The organism is Streptomyces sp. NBC_01439 (assembly GCF_036227605.1).
Lineage (GTDB): Bacteria > Actinomycetota > Actinomycetes > Streptomycetales > Streptomycetaceae > Streptomyces.
Genome location: NZ_CP109487.1, coordinates 1,928,031 through 1,953,627, shown reverse-complemented (window position 1 = coordinate 1,953,627; position 25,597 = coordinate 1,928,031). Strand labels below are relative to the sequence as shown.

General features: G+C 69.6%; 21 protein-coding genes. 6 read left to right on the top strand and 15 right to left on the bottom strand.

The annotated features are described in order from the left end of the window. Positions 1–16: 16 nt before the first annotated feature. From OG207_RS08520 to kdpF, 8 genes are all read right to left on the bottom strand, one after another. The gene (locus tag OG207_RS08520; RefSeq protein ID WP_329097352.1) at positions 17–574 is read right to left on the bottom strand and encodes a hypothetical protein; all 558 of its coding nucleotides are present in this window, start codon (positions 572–574) and stop codon (positions 17–19) included. A gap of 111 nt (positions 575–685) precedes the next feature. Further along, complete coding sequence (locus OG207_RS08515) at positions 686–910, bottom strand: hypothetical protein (RefSeq protein WP_329097350.1); 225 nt, start codon at positions 908–910, stop codon at positions 686–688. Positions 911–968: 58 nt separating this feature from the next. Next, complete coding sequence (locus OG207_RS08510) at positions 969–1,499, bottom strand: hypothetical protein (RefSeq protein ID WP_329097348.1); 531 nt, start codon at positions 1,497–1,499, stop codon at positions 969–971. Then, on the bottom strand, positions 1,496–3,559 hold the full coding sequence (locus OG207_RS08505; RefSeq protein ID WP_329097346.1) for a hypothetical protein: 2,064 nt from the start codon (positions 3,557–3,559) through the stop codon (positions 1,496–1,498). The genes OG207_RS08510 and OG207_RS08505 overlap by 4 nt, the downstream gene beginning before the upstream one ends. Beyond that, positions 3,559–4,002 (bottom strand): hypothetical protein, encoded by a 444-nt coding sequence (locus tag OG207_RS08500; protein ID WP_329097344.1) that lies wholly within the window; start codon positions 4,000–4,002, stop codon positions 3,559–3,561. Before OG207_RS08500 ends, OG207_RS08505 begins: the two co-directional genes overlap by 1 nt. A gap of 55 nt (positions 4,003–4,057) precedes the next feature. Further along, positions 4,058–5,647 (bottom strand): NAD(P)-binding protein, encoded by a 1,590-nt coding sequence (locus OG207_RS08495; protein WP_329097342.1) that lies wholly within the window; start codon positions 5,645–5,647, stop codon positions 4,058–4,060. Between the two features lie 278 nt (positions 5,648–5,925). Next, positions 5,926–8,472 (bottom strand): sensor histidine kinase, encoded by a 2,547-nt coding sequence (locus OG207_RS08490; protein WP_329097341.1) that lies wholly within the window; start codon positions 8,470–8,472, stop codon positions 5,926–5,928. 2 nt (positions 8,473–8,474) lie between these two features. Next, the gene (kdpF, locus tag OG207_RS08485) at positions 8,475–8,564 is read right to left on the bottom strand and encodes a K(+)-transporting ATPase subunit F (protein ID WP_107093322.1); all 90 of its coding nucleotides are present in this window, start codon (positions 8,562–8,564) and stop codon (positions 8,475–8,477) included. A 212-nt stretch (positions 8,565–8,776) separates the two neighbouring features. Here kdpF and OG207_RS08480 point away from each other — a divergent pair, with 212 nt between their 5' ends. After that, positions 8,777–10,339: a Na+/H+ antiporter gene (locus tag OG207_RS08480; RefSeq protein ID WP_329097339.1), complete on the top strand. Its 1,563-nt coding sequence runs from the start codon at positions 8,777–8,779 to the stop codon at positions 10,337–10,339. An 84-nt stretch (positions 10,340–10,423) separates the two neighbouring features. Here the strand turns inward: OG207_RS08480 and OG207_RS08475 are convergent, their stop codons facing one another. Further along, positions 10,424–11,512, bottom strand: a complete 1,089-nt coding sequence (locus OG207_RS08475) for a magnesium and cobalt transport protein CorA (RefSeq protein ID WP_329097338.1) — start codon at positions 11,510–11,512, stop codon at positions 10,424–10,426. Positions 11,513–11,802: 290 nt separating this feature from the next. Here OG207_RS08475 and OG207_RS08470 point away from each other — a divergent pair, with 290 nt between their 5' ends. Then, positions 11,803–12,951 carry a magnesium and cobalt transport protein CorA gene (locus OG207_RS08470; RefSeq protein ID WP_329097337.1) on the top strand — a complete coding sequence of 383 codons (1,149 nt, stop codon included), beginning with the start codon at positions 11,803–11,805 and terminating at the stop codon, positions 12,949–12,951. Positions 12,952–13,026: 75 nt separating this feature from the next. On the opposite strand, the gene OG207_RS08465 is transcribed toward OG207_RS08470, so the two are convergent. From OG207_RS08465 to OG207_RS08455, 3 genes are all read right to left on the bottom strand, one after another. Further along, on the bottom strand, positions 13,027–13,845 hold the full coding sequence (locus tag OG207_RS08465) for a GNAT family N-acetyltransferase (protein ID WP_329097335.1): 819 nt from the start codon (positions 13,843–13,845) through the stop codon (positions 13,027–13,029). 473 nt (positions 13,846–14,318) lie between these two features. Beyond that, on the bottom strand, positions 14,319–15,548 hold the full coding sequence (locus OG207_RS08460; protein WP_329097333.1) for a hypothetical protein: 1,230 nt from the start codon (positions 15,546–15,548) through the stop codon (positions 14,319–14,321). Beyond that, complete coding sequence (locus OG207_RS08455) at positions 15,545–16,534, bottom strand: hypothetical protein (RefSeq protein WP_329097331.1); 990 nt, start codon at positions 16,532–16,534, stop codon at positions 15,545–15,547. Before OG207_RS08455 ends, OG207_RS08460 begins: the two co-directional genes overlap by 4 nt. Before the next feature lie 558 nt (positions 16,535–17,092). Here OG207_RS08455 and OG207_RS08450 point away from each other — a divergent pair. Continuing rightward, positions 17,093–17,779, top strand: a complete 687-nt coding sequence (locus OG207_RS08450) for a response regulator transcription factor (protein ID WP_329097330.1) — start codon at positions 17,093–17,095, stop codon at positions 17,777–17,779. A 319-nt stretch (positions 17,780–18,098) separates the two neighbouring features. After that, complete coding sequence (locus OG207_RS08445; RefSeq protein WP_329097328.1) at positions 18,099–19,523, top strand: hypothetical protein; 1,425 nt, start codon at positions 18,099–18,101, stop codon at positions 19,521–19,523. Positions 19,524–19,710: 187 nt separating this feature from the next. Here OG207_RS08445 and OG207_RS08440 read toward each other — a convergent pair whose 3' ends face one another. Together OG207_RS08440 and OG207_RS08435 are read right to left on the bottom strand one after the other, a co-directional pair. After that, complete coding sequence (locus tag OG207_RS08440; protein ID WP_329097327.1) at positions 19,711–20,487, bottom strand: GNAT family N-acetyltransferase; 777 nt, start codon at positions 20,485–20,487, stop codon at positions 19,711–19,713. A gap of 161 nt (positions 20,488–20,648) precedes the next feature. Beyond that, entirely contained in the window at positions 20,649–21,455 is an 807-nt protein-coding gene (locus OG207_RS08435; RefSeq protein WP_329097325.1) for an SDR family NAD(P)-dependent oxidoreductase, read from the bottom strand. Positions 21,456–22,226: 771 nt separating this feature from the next. Between OG207_RS08435 and OG207_RS08430 the strand changes: the two genes are divergently transcribed. Together OG207_RS08430 and OG207_RS08425 are read left to right on the top strand one after the other, a co-directional pair. Then, a complete protein-coding gene (locus OG207_RS08430) occupies positions 22,227–22,643 on the top strand; it encodes a hypothetical protein (RefSeq protein ID WP_329097323.1) in 417 nt (138 codons plus the stop codon). After that, entirely contained in the window at positions 22,640–22,972 is a 333-nt protein-coding gene (locus tag OG207_RS08425; RefSeq protein WP_329097322.1) for a winged helix-turn-helix domain-containing protein, read from the top strand. The genes OG207_RS08430 and OG207_RS08425 overlap by 4 nt, the downstream gene beginning before the upstream one ends. A gap of 66 nt (positions 22,973–23,038) precedes the next feature. On the opposite strand, the gene OG207_RS08420 is transcribed toward OG207_RS08425, so the two are convergent. Further along, positions 23,039–25,582 carry a sensor histidine kinase KdpD gene (locus tag OG207_RS08420; protein ID WP_329097320.1) on the bottom strand — a complete coding sequence of 848 codons (2,544 nt, stop codon included), beginning with the start codon at positions 25,580–25,582 and terminating at the stop codon, positions 23,039–23,041. Between the last annotated feature and the right edge of the window lie 15 nt (positions 25,583–25,597).

The window sequence follows — 25,597 nt, the reverse complement described above, 5'->3', positions numbered from 1 at the left end:
AGTCACCGACCGTCGATCACTGCAGGCCTGAGACTTTGAAGACCGTGAGGGCCGTCTCGCGGTCGATACGCTCTGCCAGCCGGCGCAGGGCGCTCTCGCCGCACAGCAGAGTGCCGCGCTGGATCGATGTGCGGGTGTCCGTGTCGACCCGGCGCCACATCGCGGGATTGCGGACCAGGACGGTCGGATCGATCTCGACCCGGCTTCCCTCCGTGTCGCGGAGGATCATCCGCTGGGCCACCCCGTCGGACCACCTGACCGAGACGAGGGAGTCGGTGCGGACAGCATGTTCCACCAGCAGTCCTCGGGCGCTCAGCAGACCGGGACCTACGGAGACCCTGGACGGCAGCAAGATCACGAAGAGGAGGGCGGCCAGGCCGGTCCAGAGGGCGCCGCGGGTCGCGTCGAGCTCGCCGAAACCTGCGTCCATGGCGAGCAGGGCCGAGTACAGGAGGGACGCGACACCGATGGCCGACCGCCTCTCGCCGGCCCAGTGGATGTCGCGTGCGATAGGTCCTCGAGGCTCCGCGCTGGCGTGAGCGCCGGTCGCGGACTGCGCGAAACGTCGTCCCATGGGGGTGACGTTAGGGCCGGTACGGGCCTCGACACCGGACCCTGACGCACTGCTGATGTGATGGCTACGGCCTTTTGACGGTGCTCCGGTCCGCGGCCGCCCCCCGTCGGCTCAGTGGCCTGGCGGGCCGGTGGTGACCGGCGCGGGATTCCACGGTGCGGGGGCAGGCGGTGGCTCGAACGGTCCGGCCCGGTTGGCCATGAGGATCAGCATCGTCCCGACGACGAGCACGGTGAGGACGGTGAGGGCGAGCCCGATGGGGTTGCGAGGGTTGTAGTAGTAGCGGTTCGTTCCCCACTTGCTCCGCTTGAAGACCGGTTCGTCGTCGTGATGCACAGGCTGCTTCCTGGGTCGAAGGTATGGGGCGGCGCGCATTCCCCAGCGGCCACTGCGGTCAGGAGGCGCAGCCCACTGCTTTCTGGGCCGCGGGGAAGTACACGGTCATGAGACGGGTGAGGGCCTCACGCCGTTCGGGCACGTCGGAGGACTTGATGGGCGGGTAGATCTCGACGACGAACTGGCTGGGTTTGCCCTCGTAAGTGCACCGTGCGACCGCGACGGCCATGGAGTCGGCAACGCGGGCGGCGTCGCCCACGTCGATCTGTGCGGGATCGCCGGAGCTCGCCAAGCGCTGTCCGATGCCACCCATGACGTCTTCGTCCGCCGTTGTCACGTCGCCTTTCACGGTCAGGACGGTGTTCTTGTCCACGGTCAGTTCGCACCGCGGAGCGTGCGGCCTGGCTGCGTACGTCGACTGCTCCAGCTTGGCGCCGGGCGGAAGCAGCGGTGCGATGAAGGCCGAATCGACGGCCACGCCGCATATGCCGTCCGGCAGTGCGTACTCCCTGCCCTCGCTGCACCCGGTCACGGAGATCAGTGCCGCGGCCCCCGCGGCGGCCATCATGGCCGTGCGCAGGCGCTTCACTGGGTGCCTGCCAGACCCTTGGCAGCGACGTTCCCCGTCACTGCGGACGTGTTGATCTCCTGCTCCAGCGTGCGCGGCGTGTAGGGGTGCCCGGGGTTCGCCTTGGCCCATTCCTCGGAGAGCGCCCTCAGCTGGTTCTCCCGGTGCGTGAACGTCTTCGCGTTCTGGTCCTGGACTCCCGCGTCGATCCGCGCCTGTTCGTCGAGCTGCCACTGGTAGGCGAGGGCGTCGACACCTCGTTGCGCTATGTCGCCGACCACAGGGATGAAGTTGGCGGCTCCGCCGAAGCCGTGGTAGCCCCACTTGGCTTCCCACGTGGGGTCATCCTTGTCGGTCTTGAGGGCCTGGTAGCGGGCCTCTTCGAGGAAGCCGACCGTACGGCCCGCATCTTGCAGCGTCTCGTTGGGGTCACGCGGGTGTTCTGCGTGGATGTCTTTGATCATTTCTCGGTTCATGGCCTCGTTGAGCATGCCGTAGGAGTTCTGGTCGCGGGAGACCTGCTTGCTCACCTCCAGGAGGTGGTGGCGGTCGAGTTGGCGGGGGTCGTCCGGCGTGTCCGACATGGCGCTGGCCGAGTGGTGTACGACATCGCTGTGGGCGGAGAGGACCTTGGCCATGTCGTCGCGCATCTCGGACGGGAACTCGTCGCCGCGCTCGGAGAGGTACTTCAGGGAGCGGTCCAGAACCTGGCGGTGTTCAGGTGTGAGGTCGTCGGGACGCGTTGTCATGCTGTTGGGGTCGACTCCCGTGGCCGCAGAGACCAGGGCGGCGCCCGTGGCATCCCGTGCGGCGTTGCCGTCCTTGGTGTTGAGGGGCGTGTCGTCGAAGGTCTGCCGGTCGCCGAGGACGTACTGGGCGTTGTCGGTGGGCTGCGTCGCGTTGAAGAACTCCGTTGCGGCGTTCGGGCTGGCGGCCAGGGCGGTCATGAAGCCGGTCATGGGGTCGCGGCCGAAGTCCTCGCCGATGAAGTTCATCTTGGGCACCGGTGACACGCCGCCGTTCCAGTAGTTGGCCGGGAGCTTCATCTTCTTCTCGGTGGCGACGAGCGCATTGCCGTAGTCGTTCAGGAAGCGGTTGTCCCAGTCGCCGCTGCGCATGAGGTTGCTCATCACCTGGTAGCCGTAGACCTGGCCGCCACGGGTCTGGATGCGCTCCTCGCCCAGCTTGACCATGTCGTTCTCCCAGGTGCGCATGGCCGGGCTGTCGGACTGGGTGGCGCCGGCCAGAGTGAGGGAGAGGTTGCGCTGGAAGTCGCCGAGCTGGTCGTGGCGGGAGCGCTGCAGGGTGCCGCCGTCGGACGGGTCTGCCAGGTCGGCCCAGAAGTCGAGTAGCCCGCGTGGGCCGATCGTGGTGGCGAGATGCTCCTGGAAGAGGCGATCGTCCTTGTACTTGGCCAGGTCGGCATTGAGCTTGTCGAACTCCTCGGGGGACATGTCGTCGCCCTTGGCCTTCAGGAGCTTCGCGATCCGGTCGGCGTCCTTCATGGCGTCCGCGGCGCGGTCGCGGTCGTAGTAGGCGGCGTCGGAGAAGCCGTACGGGGTCTGGCCGACCAGCATCGTCAGCGCCTGTGCCGCAGTCGTATCGCTCTCGGTCGCCCCTTCCAGGATCCGCTGTACCTCGTCGCGCAGGGCGGTCGCATCGGCCTCGGTGTGCTCGGGCACCGTCGTGCCCTTGGCGGCGCGGTCGGGGTGGATGTTCATCGTGACGGTGAAGCCGCCATTGCCCGCCGGCACCACGGTGAGGTTCTTCTCCAGCCCGCGCCGGATGGCCTCGTTCAGCCTGGCCTTGTAGTCGACGAGCTCACCGTGGGTGTCACGCAGGATGTTCCCGATACTGGTGGCCTCGGTCGCGGCGTCGGCGAACTCCTTGGCGGTCTTGCCGATGAACTCCCGGGTCACGGTCGCGTTCACCCCAGCCCAGTCGGCCTTCGCGGCTTTACCTCCGAGGTCGCCACGGGCATCCGACTCCAGCTCCCACAATTTCGCGGCCATGGCCGTCCAGTCCGCGACGGCAGTTGACAGCTTCGAGAAGTCCGCGAAACGCAGTGCGTCCAGGTCCATCAGTGCTGCGCCCTTTCCTCGAATCCTGTATTGAGCTGCGCGAACTTGAACTGGGTGGCGATCCAGTACTCGCCTTCGGCGTGCGCGTTCTGCGTGTAGTCGAGGTGGTTGGAAATGTGGGCGCAGGCGTCCAGCAGCGTTCCCACCTGGTCGTGCCACTTGTCCGCGAGCGTCGAGAGGGCGGTCCCCAGCGCGAAGTCCTTCTTCAAGGAGCTGGCCGCCTCGTGCGTACTGGCCTTGGCATGGTCCCCATCGGTGCCGAGCCTTTGCCGCAGCTTGAATGCGGCGTTACCTACTGCCGCCAGGTCCTTCTGGGTGACCACCAGATCCCCCTGTGGCCCGGGCCCGCCACCTTCTCCGGGATCGAGCTGATTGAGCCGCATTGCCGTCTGGTTCGCAGCAGCGGCTGACTTGAGCTCTGCCCATTCGGCATCGAATGACATAGGACCCCCGTGGTGAAAGTGACTTGATCGGTGAGCGAGTTCGGTCCAAGCGAGATCATTGGGCCGGATGAGGCCGGCGGCCTGCGGGACGGGGCTGGACGCCGGTCATCAGAACGTCCAGACCGCGCCGTGTGGTGACCAGCACGACACGGTCGTCATGGCGTAGGACCCGACCGTGTGGTGGGCGCCAGTCGAAGGCGGCCCGGTCCATGCGGAATCCGCCGAGCGTGTCGGTCGACGAGGCCGAATGCCTGCTGGTCGTGGGGCCGACGGCGAGTACGCGCCACTCGTGCTCCTTGAAAGCCGCGTGTATGGAGTGCCCTTCCAGTTCCGGGTGGCCGGCGACGTCCACGACGGTGAAGAGCAGGGATCCGCGTTCGACAGGCATGACGCCCAGCACGTGGCGGCCCATCATCGCGGCAGCGAAGGAGGGCGCGGCCAGCGCCGAGACACTGCGGCTGCGGGTGAGCGCGTCCGGGTAACCGGCGCGCATGGTGCGGGAGACGGTGGCGGCGAAGTCGTCGCCGTACAGGCGCATCACGGCGCGCACGCGGGGGTTGCTCTCGCGGGCTGCCATCACGATGTCGAGGTTCTCGCCGTCATCGTGGGTGAGTACCAGCAATGACTTGCTGGTGCCGATGCGGGCGAGATCGAGGACTCCGGGAGCGGCGGCGTCCTCGAGCAGCAGGTGCACGCCGAGCTCGCGTGCCAGCGCGACCCCTCGGGCTTGCGGGTCCCGCTCGATCACCACGACCTTGTGGTCGGTGGTGCACAGCTGCGCCAGGGCGCGCGTGCCGATCTTGCCCAGTCCGACCAGGATGATGTGGTCGTACAGGCCGGCATCCGGTACGTGGTTGGCCGACGCGGTGCGGAAGGCCAGCGTGGCGTTCATCGCGGCGGCCACGACGAGAGGGAGCACGGCCAGGCCGACGAATCCCGCGATGAGCTGGAGGACCTGGCGGGCAGTGGACTCCTCGGTGGCCGGGTCGCCCATGGTGAAGATGTCCAGCAGTGGCAGGTACACCGACTTCCACAGCGGTCCGTCCTCCACGACGGCCGTCGCCGTGGCCAGCAGCACCACGGCCGCGCCGAGGATCCCGAAGACGGCGGTCACTTCGCGCGAGACGAAGATCTTCCAGGGCAGGTGCCCGAGCCGGTCGCTCAGCCAGCCCCGATAGGCCCGCCGCCGCCTGGTGGGGGACGCCGGCGCGTGGTGGTGGGTCACCTCTTCGAGCATGAGCCGGCCGTGCGTGAACTGCCGGTGGTAGGCGGTCGCGGTGTCGGGCAGCAGTTGGGTGCCGTTGGCGCCCGGTGTTTCCGCGCTGTCCTCGCCCATCGGGTCGTCCATGTGCGTACCGGAGAGAACGGCGAGCGTGGCCAGGTCCGTCGCGTGGGGTGGTGTTCCGGCGGGGCGGACCACTCCGCGGAACACCTTGCCCTCGACCTGGAGGGTGGGCCCGTGCCCGACTGCCGCAGCGGCCACCAATTCGGGGACGGCCGTGTCCGCGTCGGAGAGCACCGTCGTGGACGCGTCGATGAACGCGTCGTCCTGCCCGGCGTGCGCGGCTGCTGCCCGGTCGAGGAGCAGTTCGAGATGGCGACCGCGGTCCCGGTTGAATCTGGTCGTCGCCGTAGGTGAGGGCAACCGCCGCGGCACGCTCGACGCCGGCCTCCCGGAGGGTCTGCTCGTCGGGCCGCGCGGAGATGAGCAGCTCCACGGGGGAGTGCGGATCCCGGTGCAGGGCGACGACCTCGGCGCCGTGCCCCTCGCGCCGCGACGGCAGGACGACCGTGACGGCCTCGCCGCACACGGCGTCGAGTTCCTGTGCCAGGCGGTGTGCGAGAGCGTCGTCACCACAAATGACCATGTGTTGGGAGCGCTGCCCGACTCGCGCCCGGAGCTGGAGGGTTGCGGACATGCGGTCAGAACCGCCCTGCTGTCTCATCGGTGGCGACCGGCAGGGACAGGACCATGGTCAGTCCTCCGCCGGGGGTGTCCTCGGGTGTGAGCGTGCCGTTCATGGCTTCGGTGAGTCCCCTGGCCAGGGCGAGGCCGAGGCCGAGTCCGGCGGTGTTGTCGCGGTCGCCGAGGCGCTGGAACGGTTCGAAGGCACGCTCGCGGTCGTCGGCGGCGATCCCGGGGCCCCGGTCGGCGATCCTGATGTCGACCCGCCCGGCCAGGGCGCTGGCCGTCACCAGCACCGGGCGCTCCGCGGGTGCGTGGCGGACCGCGTTGCCGACGAGGTTGGCCAGCACCCGTTCCAGCAGCGGCGGATCGGCTTGGAGCGCCGGTACCGATTCAAGGCTCTGCACATCGACGGCGGGCCCGCCATCGGGCGTCAGGTCCAACGAGTCCAGCGCGGCCGGCAGGACTTCCTCCAGTGTGGTGGCCCGCAGGTCGAGCGTGAGGGCGCCGGCTTGGAGGCGGCTGAGATCGAGCAGGTTCTCCACCAGGCGGTTGAGCCGGTTCAGGGACACCTCGGCGGAGGCCAGCAGTTCCGCCCGGTCCTCGGCGGAGAACTCGATCTCCTGGTTGCGCAGTGAGCTGACCGCGGCCAGCGCCCCTGCCAAGGGGGTCCGCAGGTCGTGGCTGACGGCCCGGAGCAGGGCGGTGCGCAGGCGGTCGGCGGCCTTGATCGGTTCGACCTCGGCGGCGGCCTCGGCCAGCCGGGCCCGCTCGACGGCCGCGCCGACGTGCGCGGCGAAGGCGGCCAGCACGCGGCGTTCGGAGGACGGCAGCGTACGGCCGCGCAGGACGAGGAAGGACTCGGGGCCCGCCGCCACCACGAGGGCGGGGTCCGTCGCGCCGCCTGTGTCGCAGGCTTCGGGAGCCAGCTCGACGGTGTCCATGCCGAATGTTTCACGCGTACGTTCCAGCAGCGCCGGGATCGTCTGGTCGCCGCGGACGATGCTGCCGGCGAGGGACGACATCGTCTCCGCCTCGGCCGTGGCACGAGCCGCACGGCGGGAGAGCCGCAAGGACCTGTCCGCTGCGGCGGCCACGGTGGCGGCGACGACGGCGAAGACCACGAGCGCCAGCACGCTGTCCGGGTCGCTCATGGTGAACTCGCCTATGGGCGGCATGAACCAGTAGTTGAGGAGCAGCGCGGCGGTGAGCGCCGCGATCAGGGCGGATGCCACTCCGCCGATGCAGGCCACGCCCACGACGGCCACCAGGAAGAGCAGCGCCTCGCTGGTGAGGTTCAGTGTGCCGCGCATGCGGTCGAGGCCGAGGGTGAGCAGCACCGGGAGCACCACACCGGCCACGGGTCCGGCGATGAGCCGGGAGGTGGGGAGCGTACGGCGGCGGGAGGGCAGCAGTCGGCCGTGGCCCGCCCGCTCGTGCGTGACCATGTGGACGTCGATGTCCTCGGACAGCGCCACGACGGTCTCGCCGATCCCGCGTCCGGTGAGGAAACGTTCCAGCCGACGGCGGCGGCTCGTACCGAGGACGAGCTGGGTGGCGTTCTCCGCCGTCGCGAAGTCCACCAGGGCGGTGGGTACTTCGTCGCCGACGACGGAGTGGTAGCTGCCGCCCAGGTGCTCGACGAGGGCCCGCTGGTCGGCCAGAGCCACGTGCGAGACCCCGGCGGCGAGCCCGTCGCTGCGCGCGATGTGTACGGCGAGCAGTTCACCGCCGGCGGACCGGTCGGCGATGCGTGCCGCGCGACGGATGAGGGTCTCGCCCTCGGGACCGCCGGTGAGGGCGACCACGACGCGTTCCCGGGTCTCCCAGACATCTCCGATGCCGTGCTCGGTACGGTACTTGTGGAGGGCCTCGTCCACCCTCCCGGCCAGCCACAGCAGGGCCAGCTCCCGCAGCGCGATGAGATTGCCGGGGCGGAAGTAGTTGGCGAGCGAGGCGTCGATCCGCTCCGGGGGATAGATGTTGCCGTGTGCCATCCGGCGCCGAAGTGCCTCGGGGGGTATGTCGACCAGCTCGACCTCATGGGCGCGGCGCACGAACTCATCGGGCACAGTCTCGCGCTGAGGGACACCGGTGATCTTCTCGACGACGTCGCTCAGCGACTCCAGGTGCTGGATGTTGAGCGTGGTGACGACATCGATCCCGGCGGCGAGGATGTCCTCGACGTCCTGCCACCGCTTCGGGTGCCGGCCGCCCCCAGGGACATTGGTATGGGCGAGTTCGTCGATCAGCACCACCTGCGGCCGCCTCGCCAGCAGCGCTTCACGGTCCAACTCCGTGTACCGGCCGCCACGGTATTCCTGTCCGGCCGGCGGGAGGATCTCCAGGCCGTCGAGCTTCGATTCGGTGTGCCGACGCCGGTGGCACTCCACGAACCCGGCCACCACATCCGCGCCGCGGGCCGTCCGGCGGTGTGCCTCGTCGAGCATCCGGTACGTCTTTCCGACGCCGGGTGCCGCGCCCAGAAAGACCTTGAGCCTCCCCGGCCGTACGGCCGGGTGTCCCGCGTCGGCCACCGGGCCCGCCTCGTGCGTGGTCGTCATGCTCAGAACTTCTCGGGGAAGAACAGCGCCAGGACCAGGTACCCGACCAGGCTGACCGCGACGATGATGCCCACGACAGTTTCCGTACTCACCCGTACCCGACTCCTCCGCGCGTCCTCGACTTCACCAGCGAACATCAGTGATGACGCGAAGGAAACGGCCCTGACGCACTCCTGACGCGAGTCGCCTGGGACTTTGACGGTGTATTGACGGCCGTTGCATCGATAGGGTGAAGGCGGTGTGCCGGGAAGCCTGGTCGGCGTCGTGTGACCGCATGGTCCGCGTCGACTCGGGTGGGGGCGGAATGCGCAGCGTCGGTACGGTCTTGTTCCTAGTGGTACTGGCCACGGTCGTGGCCACGGGTGCCCGCCGCTGGCGAATTCCGGCTCCCTCACTGCTCGTTGTCGCGGGCCTCGTCGTCGCGCTGATGCCGGGCACTCCGGAGATCCGGGTCAGCCCTGAAGCCATCGGACTCATCGTTCTTCCGCCCTTGCTGTACGCCAGCGCCGAGGAACTGCCCTGGCGTGAACTGCGCCTGGTGTGGAAGCCGGTCAGCGTGCTCGCGGTCGGTCTGGTCCTGGCCTCGGCGGCCGCGGTGGGTCTGGTCGCGTCGCTGCTCACCCCGCTGACTTGGCAGATGGCGCTGGTCCTGGGGGCCGTCCTCGCGAGTACGGACCCGGTGGCGGTCACTGCGCTCGGTCGGCGCCTTGCCCTGCCTCCCCGTGTCCAGGTCCTCGTGCAGGCCGAGAGCCTCTTCAACGACGCCACGTCGCTCGTGCTCTTCCGGGTCGCGGTCGTCGTCGCCGCGGCCTCCGCCGGGGTGTCCTGGCAGGCGGCCGGAACGGAGTTCGCGCTGCTCGCCGGGGGCGGCACTCTCGTCGGGGGAGCGGTCGCCGGGGTCGTGGCGCTGATCCGCCGCAGGACCGAGGACCCGGTGCTGGAGACCGTCATTGCCCTGGTGACCCCGTACGCCGCTTATGTACTGGCCGAGGCGGTGCACGCGTCGGGTGTGACCTCCGTCGTCGTGGCGGGGGTCGTGCTCGGAGGACGGGCGGACCGGTTCACCAATGCCGGCATACGGATCCAGCTGCACGCCGTCAACGGCACCGTGGTCTTCCTGCTGGAGAGCGTCGTCTTCAGCCTGATCGGCCTCACCCTGCCCGGACAGGTCGCCGCGCTGACCGCCGCCGACGGGCTCTGGCCGCTGTACGCGCTGGCGGTCGCCGCGACCTTGATCACCGTTCGCCTGCTGTGGGTCCTGCCCCTCTCGGCCGTCGTCCAGCGGAACGCGGGCGTACGCCCCTCCTGGCGCGTCCCGGCCGTGCTGACCTGGGCGGGCACGCGGGGTGTCGTTCCGCTGGCTGCGGCTCTGTCCATCCCCGTCGTGGCGGACGACGGCGCCCTGCTCGGCCAGCGCCCGCTCGTACTCGTACTGACCACGTCGGTAGTGGTGGCCACCCTCGTCGCCCAGGGCTTCACCCTGGCCGGCGTGGTCCGTCGCTCCGGAATCGCCCTCGAACCGGATCACACCGAACGCGAAGAGGCCTCCGCCCGGTGCGCCCTTGCCGCAGCCGGCATCCGCCGCCTGGACGAGATGTCCGACCTCGAAGCCGTCCCGGACGTCGTGGCGGACCGGCTGCGGCGCAGCCTGCAGGCGCGCCTCGACCATGCCCACGATCGCCTGGAGGAAGCAGACCTGGCCGAATCGGCGGACCACGTCTATCGCCTGCTGCGTCGGGACCTGATCCGGGTGGAGGCCGTCGAGCTACAGCGCCTCTACGACGAACACCGGATCAGCGACTCCACTCGCCGACGGCTGCAGCGCACCTTGGACCTGGAGGAGGCCCGGCTCGATCTGGCGAGCTGAGGCACGTGGGCTGCTGCGATCCTGCGATTCCGGGGCTTCTCGTGGGGCAAGCACCGCATCCTCGCGTTCGTCCAGAGGTATGGATCAGATCCAGCCGTTGCGCCGGAAGGCGCGGTGGATGAAGACGCAGGCCGCCGAGATCAGGCCAAGGACGAGGGGAAAGCCGTATCGCCATTTCAGCTCGGGCATGTGGTCGAAGTTCATGCCGTACACGCCGCACACCATCGTCGGCACGGCAATGATCGCTGCCCATGCCGTGATCTTGCGCATGTCCTCGTTCTGCGCGACGGTCACCTGCGCGAGATGGGCCTGGAGGATCGAGTCGAGGAGTGCGTCGAAGGCCGTGACCTGGTCGGTGGTGCGGGACAGATGGTCGGCGACGTCACGGAAGTAGGGCTGGATGTCCGGGGCGATCGACGGTGACGGCTTGGTCGCGAGGGCCTGCAGTGGCCGCTCCAGCGGTGCCACGGCCCGCTTGAGCTCCATCAGCTCGCGTTTGAGCTGATAGATGCGGCCCGCGTCGCCGTGGCGGGCGTGCTCGGTGAAGACGGCGGACTCGACCGCGTCGACATCGACCTCCATCGCGTCGGTCACGGCGAGGTAGTCGTCCACGACGTGCTCGGCTATGGCGTGCAGGACGGCGGAGGGCCCTTTGGCGAGCTGCTCGGGCGCAGCCTCCAGGGCCTCCCGCAGGGGGCCCAGCGAACCGTGTCGGCCGCGCCGGACCGTGACGACGAAGTCGGGTCCGACGAACGCCATGATTTCGCCGGTGTCCACGACCTCGCTGGTGGCCGTGAGTTCCTTGTGCTCGATGTACCGCACGGTCTTGAGGACCGTGAACAGCACGTCGTCGTACCGCACCACCTTCGGCCGATGGTGGGTGTGCGTCGCGTCCTGGACCGCCAGCGGATGCAGCCCGAACAGCTCGGCGACGCCGACCAGCTCCTCCGGGCCGGGTTCATGGAGCCCGATCCAAACGAAGCCGTCGCCCGTTTTGCGTACCCGCCGGATCGCTTCGTCGGCCAGGCAGTTCCCGGTCTGCCGCACGCCCTCCAGGTAGACCACGCAGTTGACCACGGCACTGCCGAGCGGAGACCGTGCCGGATGGCTGAGGTCCACGGTGCGCCGGTCGGTGCGGCGCACCACGCGGCGGAGACTGCGGATGAACGACACGGTGAGTTCCTTCGGCGGATCGGCAGCCAGTGTGCCGCAGCCGGTGGGGGCGGCGAGAGCCGGGCCCATCACCGGTCCGAAGCGTTCACCTGGCGGGTATACCCTGCTTGATGGCCCAGTCCCGCCGCGTACGAAAGGAAGGTGAGATCCACGATGTGTGGTGAACCTCCTAGTCGAACGCCGCGGGACGCTGCCATGGCCGGACCCTAGCCGGATCCGCAGGCGGCGTCTGCGGCGTGCCCTCGTGCATCCCTACGCCTTCTACTTCCTGCCTGCGGAAGGACTCCGTCGTGTCCGAGCGTCGTCCCCTGCGTGCCCTGCGCGCGTTCAAGAAGCCGGCCAAGCGCCCTGCCGAGCCCCGCCCCATTGCCGAACAGTCCGGCACGGCCGTAGCGGCCGAGCGGCAATCGCCCCGTGGAAACAGCGTGATCACTGCCGCTCTGTACCACGACGGTGTGCGCACCAGCACGCATGACTCGCTCGCCGAGACCTTCCAGAAGCTCCGCGAGGCGGAAGGGGGCATGGCGTGGATCGGTCTGCACAGGCCGACCGAGGCCGAGCTGCTGTCCGTTGCCGAGGAGTTCGACCTGCATCCGCTCGCGGTCGAGGACGCGCTGGAGGCACATCAGCGGCCCAAGCTGGAACGCTACGGCGACACCCTGTTCGTCGTATTGCGTGCGGCCCGCTATCTGGATGACGCGGAGGAGGTCGATTTCGGCGAGCTGCACATCTTCGTCGGACCCGACTTCGTGATCACCGTCCGCCACGGAGCCGCCCCCGACCTGGCAGCAGTCAGACGCCGCATGGAGAACAGCTCGGATCTCCTCAAGCGAGGCCCCGAATCCGTCCTGTACGCGATCCTCGACGCGGTCGTCGACGGCTACGCGCCGGTCGTGGCCGGCGTGGAGAACGACGTCGACGAGATCGAAACCGAGGTCTTCAGCGGCGACCCGAAGGTCTCCCGCCGCATCTACGAGCTCTCCCGGGAAGTCGTGGAGTTCCAGCGCGCAACCAGACCCCTGACCAGGATCCTGGAAGGGTTGACCGCCGGGTTCGAGAAATATGGAATCGACGAGGAACTGCGACGCTACCTGCGTGACGTCGCCGACCACGCCACCCACGTCACCGAACGCGTCGACAGCTTCCGCCTCGCTCTCCAGGACATCCTCGCGGTCAACGCCACCCTGGTCACCCAGCAGCAGAACGAGGAAATGAGGCAGCTGGCCCACGCCGGCCACGCCCAGAACGAAGAGATCAAGAAGATCTCGGCCTGGGCCGCCATCCTCTTCGCCCCGACCCTGGTGGGCACGATCTACGGCATGAACTTCGAGACCATGCCCGAGCTCGGCTGGGCCCTCGGCTATCCCTTCGCACTGGGGCTGATGGCCGCCGTGTGCCTCGGGCTCTATGTGATCTTCAAGCGCCGGGACTGGCTCTGAATCCAGGCGGCACCAACGGGGTGGGGTGATCGGCGGCCCTTGCCTCCTCTGCCAGATCAGGGGAGCCAGTGGGGCTCAAGCGGCAACCGGGTTCGCCCGGACCTCGCGTGCCATGGCGCGACCGGTGACGTGGTGGACGTATTCGCGGGTCAGCCGGAAGCCGGCCGTCCAGGCCAGTAGTCGGCTGGGCCGGTTGTCGCGTGAGCAGCACCAGCTCGCGGCGTGTCCACGGGCCTGGATGTCGGCCGTCAGGCCGGCGACGCAGGCCAGTGCGGTGGGGGCCCCTCCCAGCGGTAGCTGGGGGAGCTCGCGGCGGCGATCGGGCACGGTGACGACCGCGATGTCCTCGTAGGCGCTGCCGAGGAAGTAGGTGCAGGCGACGGAGAGGACCCGACCTTTGGCGAACGCGGCCCAGCCGTGGCCGGAGGCTGCGAGCCCGCTCGGTCCGCCCCAACTGGCATGAATCCAGGCGTTCTCGGAGTCCATCGCGGCCAGTGCCGGAACGTCTTGGAGAGTCAGCCGCCGCACCGTTACGCCACGGGGGGTGCGGGGGAGGGACACCGGTGCCTGAGGCTGGTGGACGTACAGCATCCGTTCCCAAAGGACGACGCGCTCGAATGCCGAGCCGAGCGACGGCCAGAACCGGGCGGACGTCTCTACGTACCGGTCGGCGAACCGGGCCAGGGCGTCCTGGGTGAGCACGCTCGGATCGCCGCGCAGCAGCACGTGGTCCGCGCAGCTGACGGCGAGGACGCGCGGCCGGTCGGGGCGGTCGGCCCACCAGCGGCCGGAGCCCGTGGTCAGTACGTGCTCGGCGAGAGTCCCGGGACCGGGTGAGCCGGTGGGGAACCAACGGCTCAGGGCGGGGAGCTGCTGCGGGGAGATCTCGATCACGAATGTCTCCAGGTGGTGCTGCAACGGGTTCTCGGGCAGGGGGAGCGGGCGGCACAGGGCAAGAGGCCGCGCAGCTCCGGGCCGTGGCTCGCCTTCAGGCGTTGTGGCCGACGGGCGCAGGCACCAGCAGGTTGGTCAGGAGGTGCGTGCGAGGCCCCGTGCCTGCCCGGGGCGGGGGCAGGCACGGGGCGGAAGAGGCCGCCCGCCCTACGGGGACTGTTGGCGGCCGCGGATTGCGATCGGTGCGTCAGCGCACCGGCAGGTGAGCAGCGCGCGAGGCCGGGCGCACCGTATGCGGTGGCCGGTCGTCATGGAGCAGACCGCTGTTCACGTCATTCATCCAACTGCTTGGTGAGACAGGGTTCAAGGAGGTCGCCCAGTCCTTGACACAGCTCTGATACCGGCATGACCGGCCCCGGCCACGACGGGTGGTACCGATCCCGGGTCGCACAACCCGCTCCGCCGCCCGCGGCTCACCCGCGGGGCGGTGTCACCTTCTCCTGGCCGCAGCCGATACGGCTGGACTCCGCCTCGACATAGGCAAGCAGCAGGTCGCGGACGAACGTGAAGTCCTGCTCCCCGAACCCGTCCTTCTGCTCCACCATGAAGATCACGTCCCCGGTCTGGCACCGCGCCCGGTAAACGGCCCGGCTCACGTTGAACGATCCGTACCCGTTGGTGCCCTTGAAGGACGAGCCGCCCTTGAGGAGATCCTGGGAGAAGACCTCGGCCAGTGCCGGGTCCACGACGGTCGTCATCCGGACTGCGGCCCTGGGGTAGCTCCCGGCGGCCTCGCAGGTCCGGGCGGCGCCGCCGTCGCCGCTGACCCGGGTACGTGACAGGCTCTCACGGTAGGCGGCGGGGAGGGCGAGGCCCTTGATCCCGCAGAAGGCGTCCGGCTGTGTCTCCCGCCACGCGACGATGTCCTTCGGCAGTTCCGGTGACCGGTAGACCCCGGAGCAGCCCAGCTCGCGTACGACGCCGTTGGCCGCGTCCACCGCAGCGTGGGCCAGAGCGGCGCGGTCCTCCCTCTCGTACTCCGACGAGACGTCAAGGCCCGCAGGTCCCATGCCGACGTCGACCACCACCGGGCCCTCGAACTGGTCGGGCCTGCCGGTGCAGGACTGGGGAAGCGCCAGCCAGGCGCGGGAGGAGGAGGCCATGCCCGGCAGGCCTTCCCCGAGGGCCACCATGCCGGCCGCGAGGAACTCCTCGGGCCACTGCCGCCCGTCGCTTCCGTAGAGACCGTCCAGCTTGTGCACCCGTACGGTCAGCTGCCTTCTGGCCCTGTCGTCCTTGTAACTGGTGATGCGGCACTGGCCGTAGGACAGTCCTTGGCCGTGGGGGTCGGTCTGCAGCACCTGCTCCTCGACCTCGGTCCTGCGGTCGCCGAAGAGGGAGGACACGGTCGAGTCGCTGAGGGAATCCCAGCAGGGGGCGGGGCCGAGCAGCGGCAGCGTGTCCGTACGCCAGGCGACGGCGCCGGCCCCGAGCAGGCCGCCGACCAGGACGCCCGCGGCGGTGGCCCGGACGGTGCGGTTCCGCAGCAGCCGACGCACCAACGAGGGTCGCGTGGGAGAGGGAACCGAGGGAACCAGGTCCTGCTCCTTGTCCGGCTGCCGGGCCGGGGTCGTTTCGCTGTCCACTGCCAGTGTCACGCTCTCTCCGTTGTCCGCCACGCTGCCGTTGTTGTCTGCGGTCACCGGTCCTCCCCGGCCTGGCACCCGATGCGCTTGCTCACGGACGCGGTGAAGTTCGCGAAGACCTGCTGGTCGTCCGGGCGGCTCCGGCCCTTGAGGCCGGGCTCGACGTTCCCGTAGAACACGGTCCGCCGACCGCCACAGGTGGCCCGCACCAGTCCCTGACCGTTGCCCTCGGGAAGCCCGTCGAACAGTGCGACCATGCGGGGCTCGGACGCCATCACGAACTGCGCCGCCGGCTCATCGGGCACCCCCCGGGAGCGCCACACCACCGAACAGGTCTGGAGCCGCTCACCGACCACGCCCACCTGCTGCTGATAGGCGGAGTCCTTTCCGAACTCGAACGTCACCCCCGGAATCCTGCACAGGGGACTGGAGGCCCTCTCGTCCTTCTCCGCGGTGACCACCATCGGCGAGGACAGGCGCAGCGGCTCTGCGGGCTTGCAGCCCGCCTTCGAGGCAGTGGTGCCGGCCGCGTCCAGCAGCATCCGGGCGACGTCCATCCGGTTTCCGATGGTGAAAGGCATGGCCTTCTTCCCCAGGTGGCCGTCGCCCCAGCTCTCGCTCCGGATCGTGACCGCGGACGGTCTGCCGTCCACATCGCAGGCCACGGGCAGCACCAGCATGGCCCGATCGCCGCCGACCAGCCCGTTGAGTCCGTCGGGCAACGGCGAGGCCGAACCGTCGAAGAAGTGGGCTATCCACGCACGGCGCTCCTCGGCCGAGGCCGGGACGGGGCCGTACGCGAGGGTGACGCGCTCATCGAAGGTGAGCGGCTCGGTGGAGTCGTCATCGGGCATCGACGAGGCGACGGTGACCGTGCACGTGGCGGTCGGCCTGGTGGACGAGGGCGGCGCCGACTCGGTGGCCCGGCGCGCGGAGCCGGACTTGCCGAGCGCCTCCTCACCGAGGAAGGACGGACCGCTGTCCTCCTGCCACGCTCCCCAGCAGTAGCTCGCGCGGAACGGCCAGCTGCCCGTCGCGCTCAATCCGTACAACCCCGCACCCGAGGCAAAAACCACCCCACCTGCAACAAGGGCGAAGAACCTTCCCCGTTGCCTGCCGCCGATGCCCATGACGTTCCCCCTGGTGAACCACGTAGATCACAGCAAACGCACCGATGCTACGTCCGATGCCGATGGTGTTTACGACTCATTTACGACACCCCGATGCCCGCCATCAGCAGCGCGTCAGGAAGTACGGGTTTGCCGTAAGAAGGGCGTCAACGTGGTGCGTTGGCATGCGGTGGTGATCGCAGACTGAGTGGCAGGGGGAAGCGGACGACCGTCCGTGATGCGAGGTTGGAGGGCGCGTGACGATCACCGCCGAGGCCACGCCCAGTCCGGACCGCGGGGGGTCGGGCTGGAGCCGGGACGCATCACGGACGGGCCGTCCCGTGCACTGCCGCGAGCCTCGCCGTAAGGATGCCGTCAAAGTCGCACCCACGGCCGTATGGACGTCGTCAACGCCTGCCGAGTCGGCCGAAAACCGATGTTCCCTCCGGTTATCCGTACTCACAGGACGTACAACAGGAAGGCGGCCCGCCAATGCCCCGGGTGCTGGTGGTGGATGACGAACCGCAGCTTGCGCGGTTGCTGGTGATCAATCTGAAGGCGCGGAAGTACGACGTGGACTGCGCGCAGGACGGGGGTACAGCCCTGGCGGCCGTGGCGGCCTGCCGCCCGGACGTGGTCCTGCTGGACCTCGGGCTGCCCGACATGGACGGGATCGAGGTGATCAAGCAACTGCGCGGATGGTCGAAGGTGCCCGTCCTGGTGGTCTCCGCCCGCCACGGCTCCGAGGAGAAGATCCAGGCCCTGGACGCGGGCGCCGACGACTACATCACCAAGCCCTTCAGCATGGACGAACTGCTGGCCCGGCTGGGAGCCGTCATCCGCCGCACGCCGACACAGGAGTCGGCCGCCGCGAACGAAGCGGTCGTCGAGACCGAGGAGTTCACCGTCGACCTGCTCGCGAAGAAGGCCAGGCGCAGAGGGAAGAGCATCCGGCTCACGCCGACGGAATGGCATCTGCTGGAGGTCCTGATCCGCAACCGGGGCCGGCTCGTCAGCCAGCGGCGTCTGCTCCAGGAGGTGTGGGGTTCGTCCTACGGAACGCAGACCAACTACCTGCGGGTGTACATGGCTCACCTCAGGCGGAAGCTGGAAGCGGACCCGTCACACCCGCGTCATCTGATCACCGCCCCCGGCATGGGGTACCGCTTCGAGGCATGAGTGCGGCGGAGCCGACGGACAGGGGGCGCCGTCAAGACCCCGTCAATTCTGCGTCTCCCCGCGTATGGAGACCATCAACGTGCCTGGTGGGTCGAACTGTTGAGCCAGATGCTGGCGTGCACGCAGGGCCGTACGAACGGCCCGGGTGTGAGCTGGAGCGCGAGTGACGATCACCGCCGGTACCGAACAGACCCAGGGAGCGGGGGCTCCAGAGACTGTCACGCAGAGCCCCGCACCGGACGCCCGTCGCGTGAGCGTCCCACGTTCGCCGTCCGGAGGGGAGCTGGGCGGAGGGCCGCCGGGACCACGGCCTCCCACCATGATCGCCCGGGCGGCCCGCCTGCTCGCCGACCGCTACTGGGCCACCCTGCCCGGCCGGCTGCGCCTCGCTCGCGCGGCGTGCGTGCTGCTCGCCACCGGGCTGCTGATCCTGCTCGCGGTCGCGGCGACGGGCGCGACCACCGCTTGGGACGAAACGGCCCAGCACGACGCGCCCCGTACCGTCTCCGCGACCCGGCTCAACCTCGCGCTCAACGACATGGACGCGCAGACGGCCAACATCCTGCTCTCCAGCGGTGATTCTGGTACCGGCAAGGGGCGCCTGGAAGAGTCGTACGCCAAGGCGAGCGGCTTCTACGGAGAGGCGCAGGAGACCATCAGCCGCTCCCTGCGCACGCTCGCCGCCGCCTCGGAAGGCGACCCGGCCACCGAGGCGACCGTCGTGCGGCTCACCGATGACTTCGCGCACTACCAGGAGCTGATCGGACGGGCACTGGAGAACGACAGCCGGCCCGGCGGCAAGGACGCCGCCCGCGAGGACTACCGGACCGCGACCGACCTCCTCACGGGGCGGCTGCTCCCGGAGGCACGCAAGCTCGTTGACGCCAACAATGCGGTGTACGAGCGGCAGTATGTCGCAGCGCGAGGCGACGTCGACGTGCAGCGGACCGCCGAAGCCGTCCTCGGCGTGCTGCTGATCGCTGCGCTGGTACTGCTCCAGATCCACCTCGCGCGCCGGTTCCACCGGGTCTTCAACCCGGGACTGATCGCCGCCACCCTCTGCGCCGTGGTCGCGGTCGTGTGCGGCGCCCAACTGCTCACGATCACCCACGACCGGATGAAGGTCGCCCGCCGCGACTCCTTCGACTCCGTCATCGCGCTGTCACGGTCCAAAGCGATCGCCTACGACGCCAACGCCGACGAGAGCCGCTACCTCCTGGACCCCGACCGCCGCCCCGCGTACGAGCTCTCCTTCCTCGACAAGTCGCATCAGCTGTACGGGATTCAGGGCGCCGGACTCGATACGTACGACCGGAAGCTCGCTGACACGTGGGCCACGTACCTGAACAACCACGAGGACAAACGGTTCACCGGCGAGTACCGGCGCGAACTGGACAACATCACCTTCGCGGGCGAGCGGGAGGCCGCCGAGAAGACCGTCGAGGCGTACGCCGTCTACCAGCGCGACGACCGGACCTTCCGGCGGCTGGTGGCCGAGGGCAAGCAGCAGGAGGCCACGGTCTTCTGCATCGGCTGGGCATCGGACACCTCGAACGCCCACTTCGGGGATTGGATGAAGGCTCTGGACCAGGTCACCGCCATCAACCAGAGGCACTTCGATCTCGCTGTCCGGGAGGGCCGAGGGGCACTGACCACGCAGGGCCCGATGGCCGGCGCGTCGCTGCTGCTCACGGCCGGGTTGACGGTGCTGGGGCTGCGGCGCCGGCTGGCCGAGTTCCGGTGAGTCGGGGATCCCGCGCTCCCCGGAGGTGAGACCGGGCTGTCCGGGGACGTCCGGCAGGACGAGTCGGTGGCCGGGCGGCTACAACGGCGTTGGCCAGGGGAAGAGATGCTGCGGCGTTGAAGTTCGCACCCGGCACGAAGACCACCGTGGTGCTGCGGTGGATGGAGTCCACCCGGCGTATCGCTTCTCATCCTGCCGCCTCTCTTCCGGTTGCCGCAGGTGTGCCGACGGCGTAGTGGGCGTACTCCCGCTCCGGACGGAAGCCGGCGGTCCAGGCGAGCAGGCGGCCGGGGCGGTTGCTCGCAGAGCAGGTCCAGCTGGGGGTGTGCCCTCGGGCCGCTATGTCCGAGCACAGGGCGTTGATGCAGTCGAGAGCCAGGTACTGGAGGCGCGGGTCGGGCACGGTGACGCAGGCGACGTCCTCGTAGGCGGTGCCGAGGAAGTAGGTGCAGGCCACGGCCACGATGCGGTCACCCTGGAAGGCGGCCCAGACGTAGCCCGAGCGGGCAAGGGCGTCCGGACCGCCCCAGGTGCGGTGTATCCAGCTCATCGCGGGCGGAAGGGTGGTGAGCGCGCGAGCGTCCTGGGCGTTGAGCCTCCGTACGGTCACACCCCTGGGCGGCCGGGTGGCGGGCACGGGGCAGCGCTTGACATACACCATGCGTTGCCACGGCACGACCCGGTCGAACGCGGCCCCGATCAGCGGAAGGAAGCGGCCCGGAGCCTCGATGGAGCGGTCCGCGAAGACCCTGAGATCCCTCGGCGTCAGGGCCTGCGGGTCTCCGCGCAAGAGGACGTGGTCCCCGCATTCGGCGGCGATCACGCGCGGCTGGATGACGCGGTCCACCCACCAGCGGCCGGCCTCGGTGGTCAGGACGTGCTCGGTCAGGGCGGCCGAGCCCGGGGCCCCGGTGGGGAACCAGCGAACGAGAGCCGGGAGTCGGTGGGGCGGCAGGTTGATCACGAGGCTTCCTTGTCGGGACATGGAGGCGGGGCGGCCCTGTTCGGAGGGCCGCCCCGCGGAATGGGCTGTTGGCTAGCAGGAGGGCTTGCTGCCGTGGTTGGAGCCCTTCTTGCGGCGGGCCCTCTTCTTGCGTGCGCGCTTGGACATGGACGGGTGTCCCTTCAGGCGGTGTGGCCGACGAGGAGGTCGGCGAGCTTGTTGAGGCGCTTGATCGTGCGGTCCTCGGTGGCGGCGGCGGCCGGGGCGACGCGCTCGGAGCGGTCGTAGTAGGCGCCGTTGACGATCTCGGTGGTGGGGTCGCAGAGGCGTACGACGTGCTGGGCGCCCTCGGCGGCGGATTCGCCTTCGTTGCCGTAGAGGGGGAGCAGGCCGGTCTCGCAGACACCGGGATGGACGGACACGGCGGTGACGCGCGGGTCGGAGGCGAAGACGGTCAGCGCCAGCTGCGACTGCGCGTATGCAGCCAGCCGTGAGTAGCGGCGCTCCCGGTTCGGGTCGCTCCACTGGATGGCGGCCGTGCGGTGGAGCGAGGAGGAGACGTTGACGACGCGTCCGCCCGGGTCGCTGGTGAGGGAGGGTTCCAGGAGGTTGGTGAGGAGGTAGTGCGCGAGGAAGTTGACCTGGAAGGCGATCTCGTTGCCGTCGACGGTGAGGGTGTGACGCTCGGGGGCGGCGATGGCCGCGTTGTTGACGAGAACGTCGAGGCGCGGGTGTTCCCGTACGACGGCGTGGGCCAGGTTCTCGACTTCCTCCAGACGGGCGAAGTCGGCGGCGAGCGGGCGCAGCAGGGCGCTGTCGGTGCCCTCGGTGGTCACCAGACGGTCGGCCGCGGCCTGGGCCTCCTCGGGGATGCGGCCATGGAGGAGGACGACCGCGCCGCGCTGGGCGAGCAGGCGAGCGGTCTCGTAGCCGATGCCGGCGGTGGCGCCGGTGACGAGGGCGGTACGTCCGGACAGGGATGAAGACATGTCGGATTCCTGGAAGAAGGCATGGCTGACGCGCCCGGCGCCCCCCGGCGTTGGGCAGGGGGCGAGGGCTCAGGTCATGCGGTGAAGGGGAGGATGCGTACGAAGCCCCGGCCGGAGTCCTTCAGGACGCCGGTGGCAGGTACACGGAGGACGCGCGGCCGATGTCAGAAGGCCGGGCGGACAGCGGGCGCTGTCGGCTGCACCGACGTGACCCCGGCATGGCTCCGCCATGACGGTGGCCGATCGTCGTAGCGCGGACCGCTGTTCATGACCCCATCCCAGCGCATCAGGGATGCCGGGGCAAGATCCTGAACGGGACTTTGACGGCCTTCTGATGGCCGTCGGGCGACCGTGCGAACCAGGCCTTCGCACAGGTCATCAGGGCCGCGTGAAAGATCGACGGCTGTGCGGAAGGAACGCGTCAAGGAGCGTTGCCATGGATGCTGGCCGGTAACAGACTGGCGGAGCGACGGAGCCGGTGACGGTCCGGTGGCACGCGGCTGGAGGTCGGTGACCTGAACACCGCCAAAGGTGCGCATGGTCCGGCCGTGGGAGTACGGGCCGATGCGACCGCGTGCTGGTCAACCGTCGCACAACACATGAGCCGTCCAGCTTCCGGTGTGGGGATACCGGAGTTGGGCGGCTCGCGTGTTTTGGGCGTCAGCGCGCACACCGGCAATTGATCCTTCCTGGCGAGTGCTTGCTAATGTGGAAAGTAGATGCCGAGTGGGCAGGTTCAAGGCTGCTCGGCGACGACGGGAGGGGTGTGCCATGTCTGAACAGACCAATGCGGTCGCATCGTTGAAGGGGATTGCGCGGATCGAGGCGACCGCGCGGGGGCGAAGCGGCTGGTACGTCGGCTATCTCTGGCTGTTCGCCGTGTGGCAGCTCGCTCTCGTCCCGGCGGTGCTGATGTGGCACGGGCGGACGGGGACGCTCGTCAGCACGTTGGCGAACGCCGTTGTGGTCATGGGGTTGTCCGTGTTCGCCACGAGGCAGCCCGTGGTTCCGCGCGGCTACGGCAGCAGGCATCTCAGGGTGATCGGCGCCTGGGCGGTTGCCTACGTCCTGACGCTCGTGCTCGGCTTCACCGTCTTCCTGGACAGTGTCGCCTTCGTGGTCGTGGCCGCTGTCGCCTGCGCGCTGCCGGCCGCTGCGGCGGCCTGGCGTGAGGCGCGCGCCGTATGACGCCGGAAGTCTCGGTGGGTGCCGGTCAGGGCCCTCATCCGCGACACGGACTCGCGCCGCTTCTGGCGTCGGCCGTGCGTCTGTCGATCGTCGCGGCTCTCGCTCCCGTGGAGAAGGCCGAGTTCGCCTATGTGCGGGACCTCGTGGAGATCACGGACTCTGCACTGTCGAAACAGGTCTCGCGCCTTGAAGAAGCGGGCTGGGTGACGGTGGAGAAGGGGCAGGTCGGGCGTCGGCCCCGGACCTGGCTGTCTCTGACCGAGGAGGGACTGGCCACCTATCGGCGCCACCTCGCCGCGCTCACGGCAATCGCGGGACCACTGCACTGAGGTCGGGGGCCGATCGCCGGCCACAGCATGTGGCCGACAATCGTCGGACCCGGTCCGCGGGCTGATTCAGGTGACCGCAGAGGTCGGGAGTTCCGCGGTGACCGGCCGTGCGCCACCTGCTATGGGGAGGGTGAGGACCATGGTGAGGCCGCCACCGGGCGTGTCCTCGGCTGCGAGGGTGCCGCCGATGGCTTCGGTGAAGCCGCGGGCGACGGCGAGGCCGAGGCCGACTCCGGCGCCTCGTGGGGCGTCGCCGTGGCGCTGGAAGGGTTCGAAGATGCGGTCCTTGGCTTCGTCCGGGACGCCGGGTCCGCGGTCGACGACGCGTAGCTCGACGCGGTGGGCCAGGGCGCTGGCAGTGACGTTGACGGGCTGGCCGGCGGGGCTGTACTTGACGGCGTTCTCGACGATGTTGGCCACGGCCCGCTCCAGCAGGCCGCGGTCGACGGCGACCATCGGCAGGGTCTCGGGGATGTCGAGCGCGACGCTGTCCTCGGGCACGCCGCCCAGGGCCATAGGGACGACCTCGTCGAGATCCGTTTCCCGGATCAGTGGGACGACGGTGCCGGTGTTGAGGCGGGACATGTCGAGGAGGTTGCCGATGAGGGCTGCGAGGCGGTCGGCTCCGTCCTCGATGCCTTCGAGGAGTTCGGCCTTGTCGTCCTCGGACCATTCGACGTCGTCGGAGCGCAGGGAAGTGACGGACGCCTTGATCCCGGCGAGCGGGGTGCGCAGATCGTGGCTGACGGCGGCGAGGAGCGCGGTGCGGATGCGGTTGGCCTCGGCGAGTTCGCGGGACTTCTCGGCCTCGTCGACGAGGCGCTGGCGGTCGAGTACGACGGCTGCCTGGGCGGCGAAGGCGCCCAGGACGCGGCGGTCCTCGGCCGGCAGGACCCGGCCCGTGAGGGCGAGGGCCATGTCGTCGCCTATGGGGAGGTCGACATCCGCGTCTTCGGGTCGGCTGACGGGGCTGGTGCCGACGGAGGCGGCCGTGGTCCAGGGTTCGACCTCGGTGGTGCGCTCCAGGAGGACGACCGACTGCATGGCGAAGGTCTCGCGGAGGCGTTCGAGGAGGGCGTCGAGGGAGTTCTCGCCGCGCAGGACGCTGCCGGCGAGGAAGGAGAGGATCTCGGATTCGGCGCGCAGCCGCGCGGCCTGGTGCGTACGTCGGGCGGCCAGGTCGACCACCGAGGCGACGGACACGGCCACGCCGACGAAGATCGCGATGGCGACGATGTTCAAGGGGTCGGAGATGGTGAACTCGTGCAGCGGCGGGGTGAAGTAGTAGTTCAGGAGCAGGGACCCGAAGGCCGCCGAGGCCAGGGCGGGCAGCAGTCCGCCGAGCAGGGCTGCCGCCACCGTGAAGGTGAGGAAGAGCAGCATGTCGTTGGCGAGGCCGAGCTCGGGGACGACCTGGCTCAGCAGGACGGACAGCAGCGCGGGGCCGGCGATACCGGCGAGCCAGCCCCAGATGATGCGGGAGCGGCCGAGCCGCGCGCCGCGGGCGACGGGCAGGCCGCGGCCCTTGGCAGCCTCGTCGTGGGTGACGATGTGCACGTCGAGGTCGGGCCCGGACTCGCGGGCTACGGTGGCGCTGACACCGGGGCTGAACACGGACTGCCAGGACCGCCGACGGCTGACGCCGAGGACGATCTGCGTGGCGTTGACCCCGCGGGCGAACTCGAGGAGCGCGTCGGGGATGTTGTCGCCTATGACGTGGTGGAAGGTGCCGCCCAGATCCTCGACCAGCGTGCGCTGAACGGCCAGTTCCTTGGGGGAGGCGGACGTGAGGCCGTCACTCGCCGCGATGTAGACGGCGAGGACCTCGCCGCCCGCGCCCTTCTCGGCGAGGCGGGCGGCGCGGCGGATGAGCGTACGGCCTTCCGGACCGCCCGTGAGCCCGACGACGATCCGCTCACGCGCCTGCCAGGTGGAGCGGATGTTGTGCTCGCCCCGGTACTCCTGGAGGTACTCGTCCACCCGGTCGGCCACCCACAGCAGCGCCAGCTCGCGCAGCGCGGTCAGATTGCCAGGACGGAAGTAGTTCGAGAGGGCCGCGTCGACCTTGTCGGGCTTGTAGACGTTGCCGTGGGCCATCCGGCGGCGCAGCGCCTGCGGGGACATGTCGACCAGCTCGATCTGGTCCGCCCGCCGGGCCACCTCGTCCGGTACGGTCTCCCGCTGGCGCACGCCCGTGATCGTTTCGACGACGTCCCCGAGCGACTCCAGGTGCTGGATGTTCACGGTGGACACGACGTCGATGCCGGCCTGGAGCAGCTCCTCCACGTCCTGCCAGCGCTTGGCATTGCGCGAGCCCGGCACGTTGGTGTGGGCGAGCTCGTCCACGAGCGCGACGGCGGGGCGGCGGGCGAGGATCGCGTCCACGTCCATCTCGGTGAAGGTGGAGCCGCGGTATGCCAGCTCGCGCCGCTCGATGAGCTCGAGGCCGTGCAGCATCACCTCGGTCCGCGGGCGGTTGTGGTGCTCGACGAAGCCGACGACGCAGTCGGTGCCCCGCTCGACCCGGCGGTGTGCCTCGGAGAGCATCGCGTACGTCTTGCCGACGCCCGGTGCCGCACCGAGGTAGATGCGGAGCTTGCCGCGTCCCATGTTCAGACTCTTCTT

Coding starts and splice junctions, on each gene's coding strand:
- OG207_RS08520 (WP_329097352.1), bottom strand. CDS start 574: ATGGGACGACGTTTCGCGCAGTCCGCGACCGGCGCTCACGCCAGCGCG.
- OG207_RS08505 (WP_329097346.1), bottom strand. CDS start 3,559: ATGGACCTGGACGCACTGCGTTTCGCGGACTTCTCGAAGCTGTCAACT.
- OG207_RS08500 (WP_329097344.1), bottom strand. CDS start 4,002: ATGTCATTCGATGCCGAATGGGCAGAGCTCAAGTCAGCCGCTGCTGCG.
- OG207_RS08490 (WP_329097341.1), bottom strand. CDS start 8,472: ATGACGACCACGCACGAGGCGGGCCCGGTGGCCGACGCGGGACACCCG.
- OG207_RS08480 (WP_329097339.1), top strand. CDS start 8,777: ATGCGCAGCGTCGGTACGGTCTTGTTCCTAGTGGTACTGGCCACGGTC.
- OG207_RS08450 (WP_329097330.1), top strand. CDS start 17,093: ATGCCCCGGGTGCTGGTGGTGGATGACGAACCGCAGCTTGCGCGGTTG.
- OG207_RS08445 (WP_329097328.1), top strand. CDS start 18,099: ATGATCGCCCGGGCGGCCCGCCTGCTCGCCGACCGCTACTGGGCCACC.
- OG207_RS08435 (WP_329097325.1), bottom strand. CDS start 21,455: ATGTCTTCATCCCTGTCCGGACGTACCGCCCTCGTCACCGGCGCCACC.
- OG207_RS08430 (WP_329097323.1), top strand. CDS start 22,227: ATGTCTGAACAGACCAATGCGGTCGCATCGTTGAAGGGGATTGCGCGG.
- OG207_RS08425 (WP_329097322.1), top strand. CDS start 22,640: ATGACGCCGGAAGTCTCGGTGGGTGCCGGTCAGGGCCCTCATCCGCGA.
- OG207_RS08420 (WP_329097320.1), bottom strand. CDS start 25,582: ATGGGACGCGGCAAGCTCCGCATCTACCTCGGTGCGGCACCGGGCGTC.